Annotated in this window: 16 protein-coding genes; 5 read left to right on the forward strand and 11 right to left on the reverse strand. The window is 62.2% G+C overall.

All coding sequences use genetic code 11. The features are described from left to right. Window positions 1-10: 10 nt before the first annotated feature. The 4 genes from DDQ68_RS01800 to DDQ68_RS01815 all read right to left on the reverse strand — a co-directional run bounded on the left by DDQ68_RS01800 (window position 11) and on the right by DDQ68_RS01815 (window position 5,051). On the reverse strand, window positions 11-2,335 hold the full coding sequence (locus tag DDQ68_RS01800) for a TonB-dependent receptor (protein ID WP_109652603.1): 2,325 nt from the start codon (window positions 2,333-2,335) through the stop codon (window positions 11-13). Between the two features lie 132 nt (window positions 2,336-2,467). Further along, window positions 2,468-2,863, reverse strand: a complete 396-nt coding sequence (locus tag DDQ68_RS01805) for a hypothetical protein (RefSeq protein WP_109652606.1) — start codon at window positions 2,861-2,863, stop codon at window positions 2,468-2,470. 167 nt (window positions 2,864-3,030) lie between these two features. Beyond that, window positions 3,031-3,711, reverse strand: coding sequence for a HupE/UreJ family protein (locus DDQ68_RS01810; RefSeq protein WP_109652609.1), 681 nt, complete (start codon window positions 3,709-3,711; stop codon window positions 3,031-3,033). An 11-nt stretch (window positions 3,712-3,722) separates the two neighbouring features. Beyond that, window positions 3,723-5,051, reverse strand: a complete 1,329-nt coding sequence (locus DDQ68_RS01815; RefSeq protein WP_109652612.1) for a tetratricopeptide repeat protein — start codon at window positions 5,049-5,051, stop codon at window positions 3,723-3,725. 261 nt (window positions 5,052-5,312) lie between these two features. Between DDQ68_RS01815 and DDQ68_RS01820 the strand changes: the two genes are divergently transcribed. Beyond that, entirely contained in the window at window positions 5,313-5,507 is a 195-nt protein-coding gene (locus tag DDQ68_RS01820; RefSeq protein WP_162549728.1) for a hypothetical protein, read from the forward strand. Between the two features lie 52 nt (window positions 5,508-5,559). On the opposite strand, the gene DDQ68_RS01825 is transcribed toward DDQ68_RS01820, so the two are convergent. Beyond that, window positions 5,560-5,838 carry a hypothetical protein gene (locus tag DDQ68_RS01825; RefSeq protein ID WP_109652618.1) on the reverse strand — a complete coding sequence of 93 codons (279 nt, stop codon included), beginning with the start codon at window positions 5,836-5,838 and terminating at the stop codon, window positions 5,560-5,562. A gap of 182 nt (window positions 5,839-6,020) precedes the next feature. Between DDQ68_RS01825 and DDQ68_RS01830 the strand changes: the two genes are divergently transcribed. Both DDQ68_RS01830 and DDQ68_RS01835 read left to right on the forward strand, forming a co-directional pair. Then, window positions 6,021-6,554 (forward strand): RNA polymerase sigma factor, encoded by a 534-nt coding sequence (locus DDQ68_RS01830; RefSeq protein ID WP_109652620.1) that lies wholly within the window; start codon window positions 6,021-6,023, stop codon window positions 6,552-6,554. 486 nt (window positions 6,555-7,040) lie between these two features. Beyond that, the gene (locus DDQ68_RS01835; protein ID WP_162549729.1) at window positions 7,041-7,859 is read left to right on the forward strand and encodes a phosphatase PAP2 family protein; all 819 of its coding nucleotides are present in this window, start codon (window positions 7,041-7,043) and stop codon (window positions 7,857-7,859) included. A 549-nt stretch (window positions 7,860-8,408) separates the two neighbouring features. Here DDQ68_RS01835 and DDQ68_RS01840 read toward each other — a convergent pair. After that, complete coding sequence (locus DDQ68_RS01840; RefSeq protein WP_109652626.1) at window positions 8,409-8,594, reverse strand: hypothetical protein; 186 nt, start codon at window positions 8,592-8,594, stop codon at window positions 8,409-8,411. Between the two features lie 396 nt (window positions 8,595-8,990). Beyond that, the gene (locus DDQ68_RS01845; RefSeq protein ID WP_438830717.1) at window positions 8,991-9,317 is read right to left on the reverse strand and encodes a transposase; all 327 of its coding nucleotides are present in this window, start codon (window positions 9,315-9,317) and stop codon (window positions 8,991-8,993) included. A gap of 161 nt (window positions 9,318-9,478) precedes the next feature. Here DDQ68_RS01845 and DDQ68_RS01850 point away from each other — a divergent pair, with 161 nt between their 5' ends. Next, window positions 9,479-9,994, forward strand: coding sequence for a hypothetical protein (locus DDQ68_RS01850; protein WP_109652632.1), 516 nt, complete (start codon window positions 9,479-9,481; stop codon window positions 9,992-9,994). Window positions 9,995-10,018: 24 nt separating this feature from the next. Next, window positions 10,019-10,240 carry a hypothetical protein gene (locus DDQ68_RS01855; protein WP_109652635.1) on the forward strand — a complete coding sequence of 74 codons (222 nt, stop codon included), beginning with the start codon at window positions 10,019-10,021 and terminating at the stop codon, window positions 10,238-10,240. 556 nt (window positions 10,241-10,796) lie between these two features. On the opposite strand, the gene DDQ68_RS01860 is transcribed toward DDQ68_RS01855, so the two are convergent. From DDQ68_RS01860 to DDQ68_RS01870, 4 genes are all read right to left on the reverse strand, one after another. Beyond that, entirely contained in the window at window positions 10,797-13,307 is a 2,511-nt protein-coding gene (locus tag DDQ68_RS01860; protein WP_109652638.1) for a multicopper oxidase domain-containing protein, read from the reverse strand. A 532-nt stretch (window positions 13,308-13,839) separates the two neighbouring features. Continuing rightward, window positions 13,840-13,950 (reverse strand): cupin domain-containing protein, encoded by a 111-nt coding sequence (locus tag DDQ68_RS25085; RefSeq protein ID WP_498366111.1) that lies wholly within the window; start codon window positions 13,948-13,950, stop codon window positions 13,840-13,842. Window positions 13,951-13,971: 21 nt separating this feature from the next. Then, on the reverse strand, window positions 13,972-14,571 hold the full coding sequence (locus tag DDQ68_RS01865; protein ID WP_245897240.1) for a cupin domain-containing protein: 600 nt from the start codon (window positions 14,569-14,571) through the stop codon (window positions 13,972-13,974). A gap of 187 nt (window positions 14,572-14,758) precedes the next feature. Next, window positions 14,759-15,091: a four-helix bundle copper-binding protein gene (locus DDQ68_RS01870; RefSeq protein WP_109652641.1), complete on the reverse strand. Its 333-nt coding sequence runs from the start codon at window positions 15,089-15,091 to the stop codon at window positions 14,759-14,761. Window positions 15,092-15,137: the final 46 nt, after the last annotated feature.

Here is a 15,137-nt window from a genome sequence, read left to right on the forward strand (position 1 = left end):
GGATAATGTATTAGAAGAAGATGCTGGCATTGGCCCGTAAGTTGAAGGGAGTGCCCGGCGTAAAGGTCCGCTCGGTGACCGGGGCGGATTCACCGCGCAGCTGGGTTTCGGTAGCGTACTGAGCCTCGTTCCACTCCACGTTGAGCAGATTCTGCACCGTGAGACCGAACTGGTAGCGCGGCCGGGTGTAGACCAGCACCGCATCAACCACGAAATAGGGCAGGGCCCGTACGGTGTTGTCCTCGTTGGCCGGGCGGCCGCCGAGGTAGCGGTAGCGTAGACTGGCGCTCAGCCCGTTGGCCTGCCTGTAAGTCAGGCCGGCGATGCTGGTAAAGACGGGGCCCAGGGGCAAGTAGTTTTTTCCTTCCGGTGCGCCGAGTAGGCGGGCGTGGCTGTAGTTGCCGTCAAAATCCAGGAACAGGCGGCGGGTGAGTTGGTAGCGGGCCGACAGGTCGAAGCCGAACCGCTGGGTGGCCCCTACGCTCACGGTGGTGCCCTCGTCGCCGCCATACACCAACTCGTCCTGCAAGTGCAGGTACCAGAAGGCCGTATTCACTACCAGGTCTGACACCGGCTTGAAGGTGCTGCCCACCTCGGCCCCCGTGGCGCGGGGTAGCGCTTGGGCGGGACGGGTGCCCCGGACCACGGCGCGCACATCGTTGGAGTGAAAGCCCATTCCCGAGCGTAGAAACAGCTGCACCGCCGGCGACGCCTGGTAGTAGAAATTGAGCTTGGGCGAAACGCGGGCGGCATTTACGCGTCCGCTCAGCGGCCCAAACGCGCCGGTCGAGTCGGCAATCTGCCCGCGAAAGTCAAAGACGAACAGGTCGGTACGCACGGCGGCGTTCATACTCAGGCGGTCGGTCAGTTCCAACGTCGCGTCGAGGTAGGCGTTCAGGTTCTGCTCATGTAGGCGGCCTACGTCAACGGTATCGGTGATGACGCGCTTGGTAGCGTGACGTAGCCCCAGGGCCGACTCGTCGAGGCGGGTGCCCACGCCCAACGTGGTGTGCAGGTTCCGGCTACCGAGGCGGTTGTCGCGCTCGTAAGTGCCCGTGTAGCCGTAGAGGTTGCGGCCCGTGTCGGTGTGGTTGATTTCGTCGCCGCCCACCGGGTTGTTCTTAAAAAACGTAAAGTTGGAGAACAGGCTGAAGTTGTAGCGGGTGTAGTAGACCTGCTGGCGCAGCACCGCGTCGTGGGGCAGGGCGGTGGTTAGGATGGCGTAGGCATTGGCCCGGTTAGTGTTGCCGCCCTCGCTGGGGTCGATGCTGCCGAAGCGGGTGATGGTGCCATCGGCTACGGCCCGGCTGGGGATTTCGCCGCTGGCGTTCCAGTTCGAGGTAAAATACGAGCCGAATAGCGTGAGCGAAGTCTTGTCGGTAAGCTGCCCCGTGTACTTGCCCATGCCATTGAAGCGTTTGAAGCGCTGATTATTAACGAAGGGCGAAGCGCTGTAGTAATATTCGCTGGCCACATAGGCACTTTCCGTCTTTTTGCTCAGTAGGTGGTGCGTGCCCAACAAATCGAGCATCACCAGCGCCCGGTACGTGTTGTACGAGCCGGCCTCCACCTTCACCTGGTTGTGGTCGAGGCCGGTTTTGGTAAAAAACTCACCCGCGCCGGCCGTGGCGAAATCGCCAAAGCGGGCCGTGTAGGGCCCTTTGTACACCTTGAGTTGTTCCACCGTTTCGGGAATGACGAAGTGGAAATCGGCGTAGCCCTGGCCGTGGCCCTGGCTGACCATGTTCACCGGCATGCCGTCCACGCTGATGGCAAAGTCGGTGCCGTGGTCGGCATCAAAGCCGCGCAGAAAAATCTGTTCGGCCTTGCCGCCGCCCGCATGCTGGGCAATGAACAGCCCCGGCACCAGCCGCAGCAAATCCTGGCCCGAATTGATGGGCCGTAGGGTCTGGTCGATGTGGGTGATGGCGGCCAGGCTTTGGTTGGGGTCACGGGGCTGGCTTACGGTCACTTCGGCTAGGTTGAGCGAAGCGGTGGCCAGCGCCACTTCCACGCCCCGCACCTCGCCGGCCACCAGTGTTACCGGCTGGCTGGCTGCCCGGTAGCCCAGGGCCCCCACCCGCAAGCTGTAAGGGCCGGCCGGTAGGTTGGCCAAGCGGAACTGGCCCAGCGCATCGGTGGCCGTGCTGCCAGGCTGGCCTACCAAGCCAACGCTGGCCCCCGCCAGCGGCTGGCCCGAAAGCGAATCGGTGACGGTGCCGCGCAGCGCGGCGGGGCGTTGAGCCTGGGCGGTTCCGGCCCATAGTAGGATTGCACACAGGAGTGCCGTCGACCGTCGGGCCGCCCAAAAATTTTGTAAATAGTAAAAAAACATAACGCCGGAGAAATGACGCCGGCCGGGCGCAAATAGCCCGTCGGGCGGCGTCGAGTGAGGGAAAAGTAAGGGTAGGGCCCCAGCGTACCGCTGGGGCCCCGGTGCGTCCGCGGGCGGACGCACGTTTCCTCCTTATCCCGCACAGGGCGGCTCGTATGCCCGGCGCTCAAACCCGGCCGCCTCCGCTCCGGGGCCCCCAATGGCTCTTCGCGCCGGGCCGGGCCGGGCCGGGCGCTGGCTTGCCACCAGCCCTTCCCCGAAGGCACAGTGCGCATCGAGTCCTTTCAGCTGGGCCAGGAAGTGCAGGCCGGTGCCGACGGGCAGCCCGTCTTTAGTAGCGGCCTGCTCGCCGTTGCAGTGCTCGAAGCAGTCGAGGCGCAGGTAGTTGCGCTGCTGGCACGCCGGGCTATGCACGTAAGGATGCGCCGTTGAGAAGCGCGGCGGTTCCGGCCTGCTTACGCCAAGCCCTGCCCCCACCACCAGGAGGTAGTTGGCCAGCAGCAGTACGGCGAGGAGGGAGCGGCGCATGAGGAATGTAGGACTCGGGTATTGGTAATTTTAAGCTTTGGTAATTAAGCCGTTATGATGAGTGGAGTGAAGTGTCTCTACCGCTGACTAATTTTAATGACTGCCGTGGTAGAGATGCTTCACTCCGTTCAGCATGACGGCCTAGGACTTAAAAAGAACGGGCGTAATCAAGCAAAAAACACCCGTTGCACCGTCCAGAAGGCCGCCACCAGGCCGATGGCGGCCGACACTGGCACCACCACCCGGGCGTGGTACCAGGGCTTGCCGGCGGCCCAGCGCCCGATGAGGGCCCAGGCCAGTAAAATGACCGTTACCTGGCCCAGCTCCACGCCCACGTTGAAGGAAATGAGCGAGCCGAAGTAGGCGTTGCGCGGCAGCCCCAGCCCGGTGAGGGCGCTGGCAAAGCCCAGCCCGTGCACCAGCCCAAACCCAAACACTACCGCCAGCCGCCACGGGTTCAGCCGGCGGCTGACGATGTTTTCGATGGCCACAAACAGAATGGACAGCGCAATGACCGGCTCCACGATGCTCGACGGTGGCCGCACGAAGCCATACATGGCCAGGCCCAGCGTGATGGAGTGCGCCACCGTGAAGGCCGTGGCCTGCCAGAGCACCGGCCGCAGCCGCGGCTCCAGGATGTAGAGGCTGAGCACGAACAATATATGGTCGGCCCCGAGCGGCAGAATGTGGGTGTAGCCGAGCTGCAAATACGTCCAGAATACCTCTGTGCGCGAGAGTTTGCTTAGGTCGGCATCGATGACGTGGGCTGCGGCAGGCAGGGCCCCCAGCACCAGCACTAGCAGCGGCACGGCAGCAATTAGCAGCAGGCGGGTGGGCGGGCGGCGCATGGTGCGGGGCCCTAGCGCTGGGCCAGCAAGGCCGTGCCCTCGGCGCTCACCTCGGGGTTGAGGTAGGGCGCGGTTTTGAGGGATTTTTCGAGCAGCGCGTGGCCCTCGGCGGCCTGGCCGGTTTTTAGCAGGATGAGGCCGGCGCGGGCCAGCAGCACGGGGTTTTGGGAGCCAGTGCGGCGGGCTACTTGCATGTACTTAGCGGCCTCGGCGTAGGCCCCGCGCTTGTAGTACACCCAGGCCAAAGTCTCGTTCACGTCGATGTTGTCGGGCCGGCGCTTGTACTCAATCTGGGCGTGCTCCAAGGCCTTGTCCAACTCGTTAGTCTTGAGGTAGGCGTAGGCCAGCTCGCGGTCGGCGTAGTGGCCCATGTCCTCGTTGTCGTTGGCCTGCTTGGCTGCGCTAGCCAGCATGGCAATGGATTCGCGGGCCATTTTATCGGCCTCGTCCGGCTGGTGGTTTAGGCGGTACAGGTCCACCAGCTCGTCGGTGAAGGCGTAGTCCTTCACTTCGGCCCGCGCCTGGCGGAAATTTTGGATGGCGGTGGCGTAGTCGTGGTGAGCGGCCGCCACCCGGCCCAGGCCGGCCAGGGCGTAAGCGTAGCCGGGGCGGTCGGCCAGGGCGTGCTGGTAGCAGGCTGCGGCGTGGGGCAAGTCGCCGCTCACCTCGTATAAGTGGCCCAGCGCCACGCGGGTCCACTCGGTTTGCTCCAGGCCGTCGAGGCCCGCCTTCACGGCCATGTCCATCGCCTGGATGGCCCCGGGCACGTCGCCCCGAATCTCGCGCAGGTAGCTTATGCGGGCGTAGGCCCCTAGGTCGGGGCGCACCTGGTTCATGCGGTCAGCCGTCCGCACGGCCTCGTCGTAGCGGCCCAGTTCCACATTGGCGTCGGTCAACAGGCCGTACACGAAGCCGCTGTTGGGGTTGATTTCCTGCGCCTGCTGGGCTAGCGCCAGGCCCTGCGAAAAGTGGTGCTGCGTGAGGCTGATGGACGCCTTACAGGCCAGGGCCTCAAAGTTGTCGGGCTCGGCGGCCAGCACGTCGTCGAGCAGCTGCACGGCGGCGGCGTCGTAATACGGGTGGTCGCCGGTCACGCGGCCTTCCTGCATGTAGGCCTGGGCCAGCAGCAGGCGGCTTTTCTGGTCCTTGGGGTCTTGGCGCAGCTTGGCCTGCAGGCCCTGGATGGCATTTTTCGTATTCACCCACTCGCCGCCCAGGGCCAGGCTGCCATGCCGTTCCCGCAGTTCGGGAGCGTGCAAGTCGGGCTTTTTGAACACGTATATGGCCGCCACGAGCGCGCCAAATACCAGCAGTAATACGGGGTAGAGGTATTTTCTCAAGGCGCAAAAGGGAAAAGGGTGGGAGGCGAAGTAATGGCAGGGGCCCCGGGGCCCGCGCCCGGTTGGGGCGCTGGGGGCCCCAACAATGGAGTCTTCAAACTTTGCAGGGCTAGCAATGTACGGGGCAACTCCTTGATTGGCTTTAGGTTTTGCCAGTATTTTTTTGTGCCCTAAAAAGCCAGGTTCTGGGGCCCCGGGGGCATGGGCCCCGGGCCAGCGGCAGGCTACATTTTGGTTTTCATCTTGCTCTTATTTGCCAGCTTGTTTCGCTTTTTCGCCGCGCGCTTGGCCTGCGCAGCGCACGGCGATGGCGAACCCTTCTTTCTGTTTGCTTTTAGTCGGCCCTGCTTCGGAAGGTTTGCCGCCCGCCGCTGGCCGGGCCCCGATGATCTTCGCTGGCATGGCCCATTCTGCGCCATGCTGAACGCGGTAATCCTGCTGGGGCTGGCGTACTAGGCCGCGCGCGGCGCGGGCTGGTGTCGCGGCACGCGCGCAGCCAGTGCCGTGCCTAGGCCAGGTTCTGAAACACTTGCAGCTCGAACGGGGCCGGCGCACTTGCCAGCCAGTCGAGGCTGGCGAACCAGGGCCCCCGCAGCGCGGTGTTGTTGTTGAGCAGCAGCTGGCATGGCCGCTGGGCGGCGCGGTGCAGATAGGCGGCGGCACCGCGCATGGCCTCGTCTTCGTCGATGTAACCGATCCTGGTGCCTTGCAGCCAGCGTTCGGCTTCGTCGTAAGACAAGAGGCAGGAGCTGCCGTCGTACAGGTCGAGGTTGGCGTTGAGAAGCACGGGACGGGGAGCAAGGGGGGTACTACCAAACCATATGATAATTTTTGGATTACGAAGGAAAATTATTCCTTGAATAAACCCTCCTCTCGAGCCTCGTAGGCTGGGCGGGGCGCGCCGGGCAATCCGGGTCGGGGCCCGGCGGCGTAGGTAAGGCCTCACCACTGGCGCCCCGCGTCCGCTTGATGCCTGAGGACGAAACCCAACTAGTGCAGCTGCTCCGCGCCGGCGACGGGGCCGCTATGGCCCGTTTCTACGAGCGCTACCGCGGGGCCCTGCTGACCCAGGTGCGCCGGCTGGTGCGCGACCCGCAAAGCGCCGAGGACGTGCTGCAAGAGGGCCTGCTGAAGGTATGGTTGGCCGTGGCCACCTACGACCCCGCCCGCGGCCGGTTCTATACCTGGGCGGCACGCATCTGCGTCAACGCCGCCGTGGACTACCTGCGCAGCCGCGCCGTGCGCCAGGGCCAGCGCACGGCGTCCATCGCCACGCTGGCGCTGACCGGGGCTGAGCCCGCCGCCCCGGTCGTGTTCTGGCCCGAACACATCGGCTTGGCCGACCTGCTAAACCACTTGCGGCCCGAGCACCGCCGCACGCTGGAGTTGCTCTATTTCGGCGGCTACACCTACTCCGAGGTTGCCGAAGAACTGGCCGTGCCCCTGAGCACCGTGAAAACGTGGGCCAGCGCCGCCAAGCGCCGCCTGGCCCGGTGGCTCTGAGTGCCCCCGCGCGCCTATCGGCCCGGCGCGATTTCCGGGGTGGGGTTTGGTCGTGCCTGCCCCCAACGGGCCAAGAAGCGCCGCTGCTTAGAACCGGTTTGACTTAATTTTTTGGCCTCTGGAACGGGGTAGAAACGTATCCTGGCGTCTCCGATTTGAACGGTGTCCGGACAAGTCGTTCAAGCCGGAGACGCCAGGATGCGTCTTTACAGTGTTCTGACGTTCACTCAAACAGCTGCTTAAGCACCGGCTTGAGCAGCGAAGCTTCTTAGCGGTAAGGATTGGGTAAACTTCCCGCCAAACTTACCGGCCGCTTTGGGGATTATCCCAGTCGGAAGCCGGGGGCCAGCAGTTGCGGGTCTACGCGGCATTTTGGCCAGGAACACTTCAGATTTACTCTAGAATTATTTAGCAAGTTTGCCCCTGCCAACCCGCTTGGCCGCCGGGGCCCGGCGGCGCTGTTTGCCTTTTATCACTACCCGCCCCATGCCATACGCTTTTCTTTCGAGGCTGAAAATTTTACTGCTACTTACAGGATTGGCGGCGCCGGCCCTGGCCCAGGTGCCCCTCACACCGGCCCCGCTCGCGGCGGCCGACACCACACACAAGTACGAAAACCCCAGCGGCGTATCCTCGGCGGTGCGGAAGCCGTTTTTCCAGCGCAAGCTGGTGCGCGCCAGCATCGTGCCGGCCATTCTGATTGGCTACGGGGCGTACACCTTCAACGGGGGGGGCTTCTACACCAACCAGGACGCCAACCGCGACATCCACCGCCTGTTTCCCACCTACCGCACCCACCTCGACAACTACCTGCAATTCGCGCCCTACCTGGAGCTGGGAGCCGTGGTGCTGGCCGGCGTTGCCTCGCGCAACGACCGCATAAACCTGGGGTTGGTCGTTCTCAAAAGCGAGCTGCTAATGCTCACGAGCGTGTACGTGGTCAAGACCCTGAGCCACGAGGAGCGGCCCGACGGCTCGGATAACCTCTCGTTTCCGTCGGGGCACACGGCGCAGGCGTTTCTGGCGGCCAGCATCGTGCACACCGAGCTGCGCGACCAAAGCCCGTGGTACGGCATCGGGGCCTACACCATCGCCACCGGCGTGGGGGTGCTGCGCATGGTCAACACCAAGCACTGGCAGAGCGACGTGGTGGCCGGGGCGGGGTTCGGGATCCTCTCGGCCCACCTGGCCTACCTGACGCACCGCAACCGCTGGGGCCGCAAGGCCATCGGGCGCGACGTGGGCCTGGTGCCCAGCTACTACGGCGGCGCGCCCGGCCTGTGCCTCACCTGGCGCCCCAGGTAGCTGGGCCCCATCGGCCGGGTGCCGGGTTTCCCCACCACTCGTTGTCTTTACCGTGGAAAAGATACCCGGGGAATTACGCTATTGTGCTGGGCGATGAAAACCTGCGCCACCGCCCTGGGCAAAACCGGCGGCGACCCGTTAGCCCAAACCCCGCAAGGGCGTGGAGGCTGCCAAAGAACAGGTACGTGCCGTTGAGCGCCGAGCTGCCATCGGTGTACCGCACCACGCGCTGTAAGCAACCCTGGCAGCTTCATCGTGGGCGGTACCCAGAGAGGTGCAGAATATCTGGTTGAATCCCCAGCGCTTGGAGTGGTCGGTTACGCGCTGGCAATTGCCCAAGCGACGTTGGCCGCGGCCCGCACCGGCGTGACGCTGGGTAAGCTGGGCAAGACCAGCCACGCCCAGGGCGCCACCAGCACCGGCGTGGCCTTTTCGCCCACAGGCCAGTGCTGCGAATGACCGGCAGGAGCGCAGGCGCCAACGGCAGCTTGCAGGACGACAGCGGCTGCACCATCGGCTGCGTAGGATACAAGGAATGAGTAAATGATTCTAAAGTAGCAGCTGGCCGACCTGCAGGTGGCAGCCGTGGTGCCGTGGCTGGAGGCGCGCCGGGTGCGGGGCTTCGTCGATGGGGCCCCCACCACCGGCAGCGGCGCGGCCCTGCCCGTGGCTGTGGCCCACCACCGACGGCGAGAGGCTCTGCGCCGTAATGGCCCAGTTGCTCGACGAAACCAAGAGTATGAATGACCACCTGGCCGACCTCAAAACATGGTAACAAAACCTGCAGATGAACCTGAACCTGTGCAATACGCAGGTCGGCCTCAACGTGAACAAGCAGGTGCGTTAAAACTCGGCCCTGGAGCGGTTTCCAAATCCCTGTACATGATATCCACAATGGTCAAACCAGTTTTTGGCATCCTGTTCGGTTATCCACCCGGCGGCGGCCCGGATGGCTTCCTCCAACAGGTCGCGGGTGCGGGCCTCGGCGGTGCGCAGCCACGTCTTGAGTTTGCTAAGTGCTCGTTCGGAATTAAAAGAATTATTAGGCCGTCATGCTGAGCGCAGTCGAAGCATCTCTACCGCTTCGTTAAACGATTAATTTAGTGTGCGGTAGAGATGCTTCGACTGCGCTCAGCATGACCGTATGATTATCTGTTTAAATAAGAACGAGCACTTAAAAGTCAGTTCAATGGGATTAAAATCGAGCGAATAAGGCGGTAGGTAGCGCAGGCAGGTCCCGTAGCTTTTCACGATTTCGTCCAGGCCTTCCATCTTATGCACCGATAGGTTGTCGAGCACCACCACGTCGCCCGGCCGCAGGGTGGGGCCAAGCACCTGGTCGAGGCAGGCGGCAAATACATCGCCGTTGACGGCCCCGTTGACGCTGAGCAACGCCCCGAGCTCGTCCGGGGTCAGGGCGACGATGAGCGTCCCGTTCGGGCCGCTGTGCAACGGCACGGCTTGGTCCAGGCGCTGGCTAGCCTGGGCACGGCCGTAGCGGCGGCAGTAGGGGAGGGTCGTGCTCGTCTACTCTAACCTACCCTACTAAAATTCGGGGCATAAAAACGGGGCGGTCCGATCTTTGAGGTTTTTTACACCGAAAAAGCCCGTCCTGCCCCGTGAAGCAAGGCGTCATCACCAAAATTACAACGGTTTTACAGCACCTGCCCATGGTGCGCAACCTGGCCCATCAAAAGTTTGGCAGCCAGTTTATTATTACGTTGGTAAGAAGCTGCAACGGGCAATTTTGTAAAGTGGCGCAGCACCTGAACGATGCCGTTAAACCAGCCTCGAACGAAACCCGGGTTCAGGATTTCTTCCGCGAGACGGACCTGCACTCCCTGGTGCTGGCGCAGTCAGTGCTGGGCCTGCTGCCGGCGCGGGGCAAGTTGCGCCTGTGCCTGTGCCTGGACCGCACGGAAGGGGACTTCGGCCAGGGTCAGGTCAATGCCCTGCTCCTTACCGTGGGTCAGGGCGCGTTTCAGGTGTCGCGCTACTGGGAACTGCTCGACCATTGCCGCGGCAATTCCAACGCCGCCCAGCGCATCGCCGTGCGTCAGGTCTGCGTGCGGGTGCTGGGCAAAGACCGCATCGGCGGGGCGCTGGGCGACCGCGAATTCGCGGGTCATTCCTGATTTAAGTAGCTAAAAGGCAATGGGTTGGGCTTTATCCTGCGGTTGCCCCGCCACCACCTGCTGCCCTGTTCGAGTGGGCGCCGGCAAGCCATTGCCGACCTGGGCCTGGCCGTCGGCCAGGTCCGGCGCGTGGCCCACTGCCAGGTGGACGGCGTCTGGGGACAGGCGTGGGTCAAAGCGCTGGTCGACGGGAATTTTCTCTTTCGCTTCGGCAACGTGGGCGGGGCTTACCTGGGGCAGCGCTAAGCGAAGCGGTGGACGATTGAGCAGTATTTCAGAACCTCAAAGGCGGGGGCTTCAACTGGGAAGCCAGCCCCTTGCGCTGCCATAAAAAACTACGCAAACGCGTTGCTTTGGTGAGCCTGGCCTACGCCTTTTGCCTAAGCATGGGGACACGAGCCGACGGGAAAAGACCCATTACCCGTAAAAACCACGGCTACCGGGCCACCAGCCTGAGCCGACACGGCTTGAATGTGCTGCGCCAAATCAGCTGCGCCAAATCAGCTGCGCCAAATCAGCTGCGCCAAATCAGCTGCGCCAAATCAGCTGCGCCGGCGCAAAACCGGACGGGGAACTTGCCGAGATGGTGGGCACGCTACTGCGCTGGTTTTATTGGCAAATCACTCGTTGTCAAACCACTATAAAAATAGTAGGGTAGAGTAGAGCACCCCCTACAACTGTCAGCCCTAGCGTCGGTGCCACGAACATGCCAGGGGTTAGATTCTTCATTGGGAGTTGCAGTAGCTGGTAGGTGTATTGGATAACTGCTGGCGCGCATCTACGACGCGCGCCAACTCTAACTTTAAAACCGCAGGTTCAGGCCGCCGCCGCCACCGAAGCGGTTGTCGTAGCTACCCATCAGCGAGAAGTTGCGCGAGAGCAGGTATTCGGCCCCGGTACGCCAGACGACTTCTTTCTCAAAGCGGCGGTTATTGTCCAGCGTATTCACCCACCCAAAGTCGGCCTGGTATTCATAATAGCCAGATACGAGTAGCCGCGGAAACACCATAATTCTCCGGCCCAGGCTCAGGCGGGGGCGCAGCTGGTTATCGATGCGGGCATCGAGGCTGAACAGATAGGGCGTCAGGAAGCGGACCCCGACCACGGCCTTGGCATCGGTTTTGGTTACCATCCGGCCCGCTGTTCCCAGCTCGGTGAGCGGGGCGGGCAGCCGCTGCCGGAAGTTCTCCACGTTCACGCCCCCGAACACGCGGAAGTAGTCGTAGAGGTAGCGCTCGTAGGTAACCTCCGATTCCATGTTGCGGTTCCAACCGTTCTCCACGCTCAGGTTGAACTGATTGCGGATGTTGGACGACACCAGGTTCAGCGAGCTCATGTGCGAGGCCACGCCGAGGCGACCCCAGGTGTAATACCTGTCGGTTTCGTGCACCAGCGTGCTCACCGGGTAGCCTTTCAGACGCGGGTCGCGGGGCGTATCGTAGCTCACAACGCGGCCCATCCCGCTCACCAGGTGGTAGAGGACGTGGCAGTGCAGAAACCAGTCGCCCGACTCGTTGCCCAGCACCTCGATAACGACCTGCTTCATGGGCGGCACGTCCACCGTGTGCTTCAGGGGCGAGTATTCGCCGTTGGCGTTGATGACCCGAAAAAAGTGCCCGTGCAGATGCATAGGGTGGTGCATCATCGTCAGGTTGTTGTAGGTGATGCGCGTAATCTGGTTGACCCGAATGGGGATTTCATCCGCCTCCGACAGGGGCACGCCGTTCATGCTCCAGATGTAGCGCTGCATGTTGCCGGTGAGATTAAGCAGGACATTACGCACGGGCAGGGTGTCGGCGTAGGCCGTTTTCTGCGTAGCCCGCAAGTAATCGTAGTTGTACTCGGCGAACATATCCATGCCGCCCATCTTCATCCCGGCCATCGGCTTATCGGCGCCCATTTTCATACCGGCCATTGGCTTATCGGCTCCCATTTTCATACCGCTCATCGGCATATCGGGCCCGGCATGGGCCGTGTCGGCGGGCATTTTCATGCCATCCATCTTCATGCCATCCATCTTCTTCATACCGTCCATCTTCATGCCGGCCATGGCTGGCTTGGGTTGCGCGGGCTGGTCGTTCATCTTCTTGCCACCCATCTTGTCGCTGCCGCCCATGTCCATCCCGGCCATCGGCTTATCGCCACCCATTTTCATACCGCCCATTTTTCCATCTTTCCCCGACTTACCCATCTGCATCCCCCAGTTGGCTTTTATCTGCTCGGGGTCGACGTGGTGGGGGCGAAACCTGAGCGCGGGCGCGCCCATGCGCATGTCCATTTTGGCCATCTGCTGCATGAGCGCGATTTTGTCAGGCCGGAGCAGCACCGGAGCGGCCAATACTAGTCCCGTGCCCAGGTAAGCCGAAGTAGTGCCGGAGCCGTCCTGCGCCGTGGCCCGAAGCTCGAGCTTGCCGGTGGGCGGAATTGTGACCAGGTAATCGTAGGTTTCGGCCACGGCAATGAAGGTTTTGTTGTGCTTCACCGGCACCACTTCCTGCCCGTCGGCCGCCACCAGCAGCGGGTCTTCGCCCCCGAACGTCATCCAGAACTGCGTCGACGTCGCCCCGTTGATGATGCGCAGGCGTACCTTCTCACCCGGCTTAAAGTCCGGGTACTGTTGCACCGGCTGGCCGTTCACCAGGAAGGCGTCGTAGTACACGTCAGCGATGCCGAAGCTCTCCATGCGCTGCTTCCAGAAGTTGAGCTGCGCCCCGAAGGCCCCGCGGGCAATCACGCGGTTGAGCGGCGTGGCCGTCCCTTTGCGGATGTTGTACCACGGGGTGCCCCGCTTAAGGAAGCGCAGGACGGTGGCCGGCTTCTGGTTCGTCCAGTCCGAGAGCACGAGCACCAGGTCCTTGTCGTAGGTGAGGCGCTCGTGCTTGGGCTCGATAACGATGGAGCCGTACACGCCGCTCTGCTCCTGCAGCAGGGTGTGCGAGTGATACCAGTAGGTGCCGGACTGCTTGAGCGGAAACGCATACTTCTGCACCTGCCCCGGCTCGATGGGCGGCGTATTGAGGTAGGGTACGCCATCGTAAAAGTTAGGTGCCAGGACCCCGTGCCAGTGCACCGACGTTGCCACGTTCATTTCATTCTTGACGTAAATGATGGCGTAGTCGCCCTCTTTGAACCGAATAGTAGGCCCGGGAATACCGCCGTTGACGGTCATGCCCAGCACAGTTTTACCGGCCTTCACCACCGGCTCCTGCCGCAGAGTCAGGTGATAAATGGTCGTATCCGTCTGGGCCCAGGCCGGCCGCACCGTGAGCAGCAGAATTAGTAGCGGAAAAAAGAATAATGTATTAACTCTCATGTCGGGGTTGTTGAAGTGCCCACTTTCCGGCAGGAAGTGGGTAGGCCTGAATTGAATTTAGCTGGCGTTTACTTAAGAAAATATGCTGGTTTTTAGGCTATTGAGGGTTTTGGCCGTGCCTCCTGCGGAGCTAGCCGAAGCGAAACGTGCCGCATCTTCGGCGCGGGAATAGTCGGGGCGGGGCTTCGATTGCATGACAGGCCAACGGGTAGCGGATGGGCTGGAACACCAGCCCGCCACAAAGGTCCCCGTCGCTCGCTGCCTTCCCCATGACAAAAACCACCGCGTTGCCTGACTTTTGTCAAAAGGCAGCCCCCGGCCGAACCATTTACCGGGCCGGTGCGAACAGCCCGCGGCGAATTAACTCGCCGCATTACAATGAGAACCTCAACAAACCCCTAATCAGGAAAATCACGCAGTTGTGCCGCCGGTTCGGAGGTGTTCCCCTATCTGTTTAACAACCACCTCATTGCCACGGGCAGGTAGTTTTGAGCCACCCTGTAAAACGCAAACGAGCTTTTGGCCATACCTCCTACTTCTGGGCAGCGGGGTTGGCCATTGTGAGCAGAAATACCGATTCCTGCCGGGCCACCACGTTGTGCGGAAGGTTGGATTGCAGTGTCAGCAGCTTTCCGGGTTTCAACTCCGCCGTCTGCCCCTCCGCCTAAAAGCCGAGGTGGCCTTCCAACACCTGCACACTGATAATGCCGGGGGCAGTGTGCGTTTTCATCTCCGCGCCTTCGTGCAGAGCTATCAGCACCAGGCGCATCCCATCGGCCTGAAGCAGCGTCAGGGCATTCCGGTCGCTGCGGTGCCAGGCCGGCTCCTGCTTGATTTGCGCCTGGGCCTGGGGCAGGTCAAGCACGAGCAGAGGCGTATTCAGCGGGCGGGTGCCGGCCGGGCGCTGCGGCGTGGCCTCGTTCGCTTTTTCTACCGAGTCTGCGACTTCATCGTGCGCGGCGGAGGAATCAGGGTTCTCTTGCAGGGCTTTCACCATCTCCGCGCTCAGGGCCTCGCTGGAAATCCCGTAGCCGTTCACCAGGGTGCCTTTCACGTCGTGCCGGGCCGAGGAAATGGCGTACACCACCGCCTCGTCGCCGGGGTCTGACATACCTTCAAAGCGATAGTGCTTATCCACTTGAAAATCATTCGGGTGCAGTCGGAGAGCGTCGCCGGGGCCCATTAGGCAGTTGTCCCGCAAGTTGAAGTCGACGGTGTAGCCCTCCTTATTCAACTGGTCCAACACCTGGGAAACAGTGGTCATGGGTATCATAGTTACCGGGCAGAAAGGGTGAAACTAGGCAAGGCTGGCACGCCGGCGGCCCCGGCGGCTTAGCTCCTCGGGCATTTGCCAGCGGTGGCATCCGCAGTACGAGTGGTCAACCGTAAACGGAGTCGCCGTTGGCAAGGCGCTTGCGTTAGTCGCTCAGAAGATTCTATTCGCCATTGGATTAGGCAGCCAGACCTGCCCGGCAGGCTTCTTCGCAGCGGCGGCAGGCCGCGGCGCACTCCTGGCAGTGCTGCATGTGGGTATGCTGGGCGCACTCGTCGCCGCAGGCTTTGCAGATTTCGGCACACTCTTTCAGCAGATGCGCAGCGTGCGCAGAGCCGCGAGCTACGAAGCGGGCTGTGAGGGCACAGATGTCGGCACAGTCCCGGTCGAGGCTGATGCAGCCAACCATCATTTTTACATCGTTTTCTTGCAAGCAGGCGGTGGCGCAATGTTCGCAGGCGGCAACGCAGGCGTTGAGGGCGTCGAGCAGGGATTGATTTTGGGTAGGCATGGGAAGAGAAGTTAGCGGTTGATAGTTGCTTCTAGTATACCTGCCC

It is taken from the genome of Hymenobacter nivis (assembly GCF_003149515.1).
GTDB classification, from domain to species: Bacteria; Bacteroidota; Bacteroidia; order Cytophagales; family Hymenobacteraceae; genus Hymenobacter; species Hymenobacter nivis.